The sequence below is a fragment of the Pseudomonas sp. PH1b genome (assembly GCF_000633395.1).
Lineage (GTDB): Bacteria > Pseudomonadota > Gammaproteobacteria > Pseudomonadales > Pseudomonadaceae > Aquipseudomonas.
This window is the reverse complement of the sequence record NZ_AYMU01000006.1, coordinates 239,821-247,535: the sequence shown is the minus strand read 5'-3', so window position 1 is coordinate 247,535 and position 7,715 is coordinate 239,821. Positions and strand designations below refer to the sequence as shown.

Annotated in this window: 10 protein-coding genes and 1 pseudogene; 8 read left to right on the top strand and 3 right to left on the bottom strand. The window is 52.5% G+C overall.

What is annotated here, in order from left to right; all coding sequences use genetic code 11:
- From U873_RS37405 to U873_RS0112550, 5 genes and pseudogenes are all read left to right on the top strand, one after another.
- Positions 1 to 1,306 (top strand): VENN motif pre-toxin domain-containing protein (locus U873_RS37405; RefSeq protein ID WP_025128595.1); only part of this gene is annotated, 1,306 nt, incomplete at its 5' end.
- Complete coding sequence (locus tag U873_RS0112560) at positions 1,303 to 1,800, top strand: hypothetical protein (RefSeq protein WP_025128594.1); 498 nt, start codon at positions 1,303 to 1,305, stop codon at positions 1,798 to 1,800. The genes U873_RS37405 and U873_RS0112560, both read left to right, overlap by 4 nt.
- A 464-nt stretch (positions 1,801 to 2,264) precedes the next feature.
- Positions 2,265 to 3,080: pseudogene (locus tag U873_RS35140) on the top strand (VENN motif pre-toxin domain-containing protein); the annotation flags it as partial.
- A 159-nt stretch (positions 3,081 to 3,239) separates the two neighbouring features.
- Positions 3,240 to 3,683, top strand: coding sequence for a hypothetical protein (locus U873_RS35135; protein ID WP_081818648.1), 444 nt, complete (start codon positions 3,240 to 3,242; stop codon positions 3,681 to 3,683).
- A gap of 376 nt (positions 3,684 to 4,059) precedes the next feature.
- Positions 4,060 to 4,368 carry a cyclic-phosphate processing receiver domain-containing protein gene (locus tag U873_RS0112550; RefSeq protein ID WP_025128591.1) on the top strand — a complete coding sequence of 103 codons (309 nt, stop codon included), beginning with the start codon at positions 4,060 to 4,062 and terminating at the stop codon, positions 4,366 to 4,368.
- A 421-nt stretch (positions 4,369 to 4,789) separates the two neighbouring features.
- Here the strand turns inward: U873_RS0112550 and U873_RS36660 are convergent, their stop codons facing one another.
- From U873_RS36660 to U873_RS0112535, 3 genes are all read right to left on the bottom strand, one after another.
- Positions 4,790 to 4,945 (bottom strand): hypothetical protein, encoded by a 156-nt coding sequence (locus U873_RS36660; protein WP_157838081.1) that lies wholly within the window; start codon positions 4,943 to 4,945, stop codon positions 4,790 to 4,792.
- A gap of 86 nt (positions 4,946 to 5,031) precedes the next feature.
- On the bottom strand, positions 5,032 to 5,622 hold the full coding sequence (locus tag U873_RS0112540) for a DUF4291 domain-containing protein (RefSeq protein ID WP_025128590.1): 591 nt from the start codon (positions 5,620 to 5,622) through the stop codon (positions 5,032 to 5,034).
- Positions 5,623 to 5,670: 48 nt separating this feature from the next.
- Entirely contained in the window at positions 5,671 to 5,940 is a 270-nt protein-coding gene (locus U873_RS0112535; RefSeq protein ID WP_025128589.1) for a hypothetical protein, read from the bottom strand.
- 437 nt (positions 5,941 to 6,377) lie between these two features.
- Between U873_RS0112535 and U873_RS0112530 the strand changes: the two genes are divergently transcribed.
- From U873_RS0112530 to U873_RS0112520, 3 genes are all read left to right on the top strand, one after another.
- Positions 6,378 to 6,656, top strand: a complete 279-nt coding sequence (locus tag U873_RS0112530; protein WP_025128588.1) for a BrnT family toxin — start codon at positions 6,378 to 6,380, stop codon at positions 6,654 to 6,656.
- Positions 6,634 to 6,882: a BrnA antitoxin family protein gene (locus tag U873_RS0112525; protein WP_025128587.1), complete on the top strand. Its 249-nt coding sequence runs from the start codon at positions 6,634 to 6,636 to the stop codon at positions 6,880 to 6,882. Before U873_RS0112530 ends, U873_RS0112525 begins: the two co-directional genes overlap by 23 nt.
- Positions 6,883 to 7,104: 222 nt before the next feature.
- Complete coding sequence (locus tag U873_RS0112520) at positions 7,105 to 7,665, top strand: YbhB/YbcL family Raf kinase inhibitor-like protein (RefSeq protein ID WP_025128586.1); 561 nt, start codon at positions 7,105 to 7,107, stop codon at positions 7,663 to 7,665.
- The last annotated feature ends 50 nt before the right edge of the window (positions 7,666 to 7,715 follow it).

Genomic DNA, 7,715 nt, shown 5'->3' with positions numbered 1-7,715 from the left:
CAAGTACGGTACGGGTGGTGACTATCAGCGTGCCGCTCAAGCGGTGACTGCTGCCTTGCAAGGCTTGGCGGGGGGGGACATCGGCTCGGCTCTGGCCGGCGCCTCGGCGCCCTATCTGGCGAACATCATCAAGCGCACAGCAGGTGATAACGACGCTGCTCGGATCATGGCGCAAGCGGTTCTGGGGGCGGTAGTTGCGCAGGTTCAAGGCAACTCGGCTGCTGCCGGCGCGGCGGGTGCCGCCACCGGTGAGCTGATTGCGGCGCAGCTGTACCCGAATCGAAGTCGCGATCAACTGACCGAAGCCGAGAAGCAGACGATCTCGGCGCTCTCTTCATTGGCCGCAGGTTTTGTGGGTGGTGCTATCGGCGGTGATTTTGCCGGGGCAGTGACTGGCGCCCAATCGGGCAGAAATGCCACAGAGAACAACGAACTGGGCAGTCGCCTGCTAGCAGAAAAGAAGTACAACGACTTTTCCAAGCAGAGCTGTGACGGGCTTCCTGCGGATGTGTGTCGCTCGAACTACAGTAACAAGCTCATGGCCGAGGGCGGTAATGTTGTCGTAGGTGGCTTGGCGGTTGTGGGAGGCGTCGGCGCCGCAGTAACTCTTGGTCCTGAAATTCTGGCTGCCTGTGTATTCAACCCGGCTCTTTGCACCGAGCTTAGTTTGGTTGGGGCTGAGCTGCCCTTTGGCGCAGCGACGGCTGGTGGTGCGGCGTTGGGTGTGGGCGGGTTTGGTAGTGTTGCGGCTAAGGAGATGGCGGCTGCAGCTGAAGCGGCAAGTTCCGCAGGTGCCAGTCTTCCGAAGAATCTGAATATAAGCTCCTTGGACGACATAGTTGATAAGGCAATTAATCCGGCAGTGGTTCGTGATAGCTTGTTGCCATATGTACGAGGAGGAGATACAACCAGCTTGTCAGTAGCGACAGGCGCTGTTGAGATCAATGGTGAGGTGAATTACTTACTATCTGTAAGTGGAAAATCCTGGAAAGGCGATGCTCCAAAAACTGTGGAAATAGGAGGGTCTCAATACAAGGTGATTGTAGCTGACAGTGGGGTTGTTCCAAGCGTTTCAAATGGAGCGAATGGATCTACCAATTTTAATCATGCTGAACAAAAGATAATGAGCTATTTACAACAGTTTTACTCTGGGCAGAAAGTTAAAGTTTCAATCGGGGTACAGAACACCTCAGCAGCCAAGCCCGGTATGTGTAGTGGATGTTCGGTGACAAGTAAGACTTTTGCTGAAAACAACCCTCTTTTTGATGTGAGGTTTTTTCAGGGTACTTCGGGAGTTAATCCATGATTGGTGAATTTGTTAGATCTTTTATAAGTGAAAATTTTCTTGAGGGGGATATTGGGTTTTTGGGTTATAGTCTAGATGAACTGGAAAAAATCAAGAGGCTTTATGATATTCGTATCAGTGGTCAACTACAGTCATTTTTACTTGAAATGGGGCGAAGTGATGGTGGATTGATTGGAGATTCATTCATCCAGTTGTATCGCCCGTCTTGGAGAGTACGTACTCATTTGCTTTTTCAGGTTAACTTCTTGAGTCAGATGCAAGAATCCGGGCATTATGAGTTTCTGAATAAGCCATTTGTCTTAGCCTGGGTTTCTGAGACTCAGTACTATTTTATTCAGACTTTAATGGAGGATGATGCAGTTTATCATTACGACTCCAATGTAGAGAGTGTAGTAAAAACCGAATGGGACCTGCGTGGCTTGTTGAAAATGTTGATGTGTGCAAACGGCGGCGATATTAAAGGTGGGGTTGTAGGTGATTTATTAGAGATCTGAGATTGATAAGAATTTTAAGAGCGATCAAGGTCAGGCTGCCAAGAATACGGAAGGCTGGAGTTGAAAGTGAAGGTGTTTTTAGCAGCACGCCCACAGCGGTTGGTTAAAAGAGGAGGACTTATAATGCCCCTGTCTGCTTATTCGGATAGTTGCCCCTGCATACGTCACCTCGCCATATCCACCGCGCAGAAAAATGCCGCACACCAATTAAAGCTCCTGCAGCACCGCTGCAACTTTTGACATGTTTTTAGAAAATGCCAAGTTTCTAGCCGTTGAGCTACAGCGCGAATGCGATACGCCGTAAATCCAAGCAGAGCAATGTCAGCGGCGGAGCCAATTTCACCTTCGGCATGATGACGGGCAGCGCTTCGGTCAGCGTCAGCCAGAGCAAGATCGACTCCAAGTACCAGAGCGTGCAGGAACAAACCGGCTTGTTCGCCGGCAAGGGCGGCTATCAGGTTGAAGTGGGCAAACACACCCAACTCGATGGCAGCGTCATCGCCAGTACCGCAGAAGCCGACAAAAACCGCCTGAGCACCGGCACCCTGGACTGGAGCGATCTCAGGAACGAGGCCAAATACAAAAGCCAGATGCAGAGCGCCAGCGGTACCACCTCATCGGCAATCTCCAACGGCACCTTGGACATCCGTGACCCAGACCAGCAGAAGCAGGATGTTGCCACCCTGAGCCGCGACGTCGAACACGCCAACGGCAGCATCAGCCCGATCTTCGACAAAGAGAAGGAGCAGAAGCGGCTGCGGGAGGTGCAACTGATTGGCGAAATCGGTACCTAGGTGACGGACATTGTTCGGACTGAGGGGCAGTTGAAGGCCGATCAAGAGGCGAGCAAGGAACTTGAAGAGAAAGGTATTTATCGACCAGGAAGCAATGCCAGCAAAGAGGATGTTGATAAGGGCAAGTACGATACGGGGAGCGATTACCAGCGAGTAGCCCAAGCCGTCACCGCCGCCTTGCAAGGATTGGCCGGCGGGGACATCGGATCTGCCCTGGCCGGCGCCTCGGCACCGTATCTGGCGCAGTTGATCAAGAAAACCACGGGTGACAATGCTGCGCTCAACACTATGGCTCACGCGGTGCTGGGCGCTGCTGTTGCCCAGGCCCAAGGCAACTCGGCGATTGCAGGCGCAGCGGGAGCCGCCGGAGGTGAGTTGGCTGCTCGTTTGATCACCCAGCAGCTGTATGGCACCAGCGATACAAACACCCTCAGCGAAGAGCAAAAACAAACGGTGTCAGCGCTAGCGACGTTGGCGGCCGGGATCGCAGAGGCATTTTATAATAGTTGATGAGATTAAAGTTGTTGATGGGGTTAAATACTATATGACGAGAGATCCTAAAGCAGGCCCCCGAGGTGTTCGTGAAGATTTCTTGGAGCGTGCTATGGATCATGGTGTTAACGCTATTTTAATCGGTAGGTAGTCATGAAAAATCTAGATCTTCTGCATGGTACGTTTTTAAGTAAGGCTATTGGTAGTGGTGAGCTTCTTGAACTTTTTGGATGGTTGGTGATTATTGATTATAGGCTGTTTCTTATTCCTTGTGAGTATGGTGATGACTACAGGTCTGGGGAGAAAATTGAGTTTTTCGAATCAGCAGTAATCTTTTCTATATCGGATAAGGTCCTTCCTTTAGGCGGAGGGGATAGCTTTATTTTTCATAAGGCAAAAGTTGTAGGCCGATTAATTGGCACCAGTCCGCCTAAGGTAAGCCCTGTAAGGATAGTTGTGGAAGATAGAAGTCTTGGGTCCATAGAGGTATGCATCGAAGATGAGGCGATGGATCGTAATAAAATTAGATATTCTGACTTTTTGAAAAGTAGGGGCGCGTCTGACTCTGCTGACTGGCTTGATATTTACAAAGACTAATCGATGAAAAAGTGAGGCGTAGAGTTAAAAAACTCTCACCGCTGAGCAAGTTATCAATATAAATAACTCTGCGGGTGGTGGTGGGGTAGAACTTACAGGTTCGATAGAGACAGTTCTAAAAAATTTATTATCGGGAAGGCTTTTCAGGTCAAGCGGCAACAGCGGTTAGGGATGTTGCAGGTGGCCATTTGTTTAAAGATAGTAGTAAACGTACAGCTCAAGCAGTTGTAGAAGCGTTTGTTCAGAAAAACGGAATTTAAATTGACTCGTATGCATTGCGTAGTGCTATTGATGAAGCAGAAAAGGGAGGTTTAGGTAATCTTTCAATGGTAGAGTTAATTCAACAATTTTTAAAGGAGTTTGTAATAAAGCACCCATGAAAAAAGTTAAGGTTTTCCTAGATGACGTACGTATTGCACCTAAAGGCTGGATTCATGTTTTCTGGCCCAACGAGGCTATTGAGTTGCTTCAGATAGGTAATGTTGAAGAGATTAGTCTTGACCATGACTTGGGTGATGATGCCCGTGGCACAGGGTATGACGTCATACTCTGGATTGAAGAGGCTGTAGCCTTAGAGGGCTTTGTTGCACCTAAAATATTAGTGCACTCTGCCAATATATCTGCTCGTTTGAAAATGGAGCAGGGTATTCAAAATATAATAGCCATTGGGAAAGTCCGCGATTGATTTATAAGAGTTTTTTCTACTCTTGAGAAAATATCAGAAAATGGATTATCTGTAGTCGTGAAAATAGATGGGGAAAGATAGTTGGGCTCATCTTCTACCCCTTTTACGATCTTGATATTTGGCGGTCCTTTAGTAGAGGAGGGAATTTTTAGAATGGACTCTGATGATTTAAATAAAGCTATTGTGGCAGATATTGAATTTTATGAGGCTAGATTTGGGGGTGATTTAATTTCCAGGAACTAAAAACCCGAGTTAAAGTCGGGTTGTTTTTTTGATTTACGCTTTTCACCAGAAATTTCACTATGTAATAAGAGAGCAGTTTCATACCGGCTACCGATGGGGCGCTGTGCAGGCTGACATAGTTCGCTGAGAGGCTGACTCGATCTGCAATTGTGAACCAGGCTACATTTTTTCTGTGTTCCTATGCATCGCTGTGGGTCTCAAGGCTGGAGAAGAAACTGGCGTCACAACGGCTGAATGCTCTGAGCGTATCGACCAGCGAAGTATCACTGGATTGGGCAATAGAAGGGAGCAGCAAGGTGAAGGTGAGAAGGGCGAAGAAGGGTGGTAATTTCATCGAGTTGAACTCCAAATCGCTGACTTCGTATTCCTTGTCGTGACTGACCTGTCAGCCTATTAATATCTTGTGATATGGCAAGGTGATCAACAGTCGAGCACCGTTGGATACTCCCGCTCCTGCGGAAGCAGCCTGCTGGCTCCTTCCAAGTCTCCTTCCTGAATGAGTCGGTGAATCGAATGCGCCAGTGGCGTGATATCGGTCATCCGTTTGATCCACTGGTTCACGTACAGCTGCACGGCCTCCTTGCTCAGGCCGATCTGGATCGCGCGGTGTTCCTGGGGCCGCAGGTACAGGTCGCGCTCCGGGTCCCACTGGATCCGCACCGGTGACTGGTCTTTCAACTTCAACCACTCGTCCTTGCTTATGGACTCGTCGGCATGGCTCAGGCAGCCGTTGGCCAGGGCCCATTCGAAGCCTTCGCGGCTGATGTCGATGGCCAGGATGCGGGTCTGTCCGGCGTCCTTAAAACCCCACCCGGCGCGGTACATCATCCAGAGGAAAGACGGCTTTATCCAGGTCATGCGCTCCATCTTGAAGGGTGGGGAGACGAAGGTGCCGTGGGCCAGGGCAGCGTCGGCAATGCTGTCGGAGTAGGCCTGGTAGACGCGGATGGTATCGGCGTCGTAGAGCGCGCGGATCTGGCGCTGGGGGATTTCTGTTGCGGGTTTATGCATGGCATTTCCTTATGAAGAGCGGGCGGCCGGGAAACCGCCCTGTGGTGTTTAGAGTTCGGCCTGCGGTTGCAGGCGCCGTGATGTTACATCCAGCAGATCACAGCCATCGCGCAGCAGGATGCTGCACACCAGGGTCAGTTCCTGCAGTACCACCGGTTCGCTGCGTAGGGTCTCGGTGGCGAAGTTCTCCAGCAGTTGGGTCGCGGCGCGGATGCGAAAGGCTGCGGCGTCGTGCAGCACATCGATGGGCGCCTGGGTGTCGATCAGCAGGGAAGGAATCAGGCAGTCGTGGCCGGTTATCGGCATGTAGCGGTTCATTGGCACACCTCGTTTGATTGGTAGACGCTACCGTTCAATCGTCGCCAAACGAATGGGTGGCAGCTGTACGCAGGTTGGCGAGCCGGAAACGAGTAACCGGCAGACCCAAAGGTCTCCCGCGCACAGCTGCCATGAAGCAGCGTTGCGGGTGCAAAAGAGCCTGCAAACAAGCAAACAGCTTTCGCATTCGTTATTCCGGTCGCCAAACCAGGTCGCCATATGGGCGACGGCCGGACTATAAGCCGCGGGCCTGCGGCGGTGCAAGGCAAGTGCGGTGCAGCCTTTTCCGAGAGTTCTGTAGGGATGTTCCAGTGCTCGCCTTGTTAACCATTGCTTCATTGGTAGCCACTTGCCTGCCCCCATTCAACTGTATTTCCAGGTGTTTTTTACTACTGGTCGGCGAGCCTGTATGTACATTTGTAAATACGAAATTGCTCATGTACGTTGAATGGGACGAGGCCAAGAACCACGCCAACATCCTCAAGCACGGCATCGATTTCAACGATGCGGTGCTGATGTTCCAGCGCCCGGTGCTGTCCTTGCGCGATGAGCGCCTGGACGACGGCGAGGAGCGCTGGGTTAGCCTCGGCTGGACCAGGACCCTGGTGGGCGTGGTGGTCGATACCGAGCGGCGAGGCCAAGCGATGCGCATCATCTCGGCGCGAAAAGCCACTAAGCGGGAGGCTAAATATTATGTCCAACGGATCGAAAACTGACCGGGATCGCCTGGCGAAAACCGATGACCAAGGGATCGACACCACGGATATCCCTGAACGGGATGACGACTTTTTCCGTCGCGCCGAAGTGCATCTGCCGGGCAAGAAGGCCGTGACCATCCGCCTGGATGCCGATGTGCTGGCGTGGTTCAAGGGCCAGGGCGCGGGTTACCAGACGCGGATCAACCAATTGCTGCGCCAGTACATGCAGGCCCACCAGGGCTGAGGTTTGCCCATCCTTTCAGGAGGCGGGCGGGTGGCCCGCCGCCCTTTCTGGCCGGCCGTGGGTTGAGCTCGCCATCGCGATTTCTGTCTGAAATATTCATTTACAACTACCCCCGTCCTCACGCTCAATCTGCTCCCGTGCCTAGTGCGAGGGAGCGCGCTCTTTCGTGCAGGCTATAGTTTCGTGCTCACCCTGATCTCATCCGCAAAAAGGTGCTTTCGTATGTCTCGCTTTGCCTCTCGCAATACTTGGCTGGCCGCTGGTGCCGTGCTGTTGTGCCTGCAGTTTCCGGTGCAGGCACAGGAGCGTTTCACCCTGAACATTCCCGGGGTGTCGGATGACCGGCTGTTCACCACCGGCAATGCCAGTGATGCCAAGGGCTGCGGCGGGCATAACAATTCCCCGGCCTTGAGTTGGACCGCGGGGCCTACCGGCACCTTGAGCTACGCCATCGTCATGCACGACCCGGATGGGGCCAAGGGCCAGGGCGTGGATCACTGGGTGCATTACGGCATCAAGCCCACTACCCGGCAGCTTCCCGCCGGGGCTGGCACCAAGCCGAACCTGGAAGGCCTGGCCGGTCTCAACAGCCGTAACGGTACGGCCTACATGGGGCCATGCCCGCCCGTGGGCGACAGCGCCCATCACTACATCATCCAGATCTATGCCCTGGACCTGGCGCCCGAAGTGCTGCCCGCCGGGCTGACCCGGGCCCAGTTGCTGGAGAAGATCAACGGCCATGTGCTGCGTAACAGCAGTGTGGTGCGCCGTTATTCGCGTTAGGTAATTTTTTTTACGGGGCTTAACCCGAATCGCCCGGGGGCTTCGTCTGA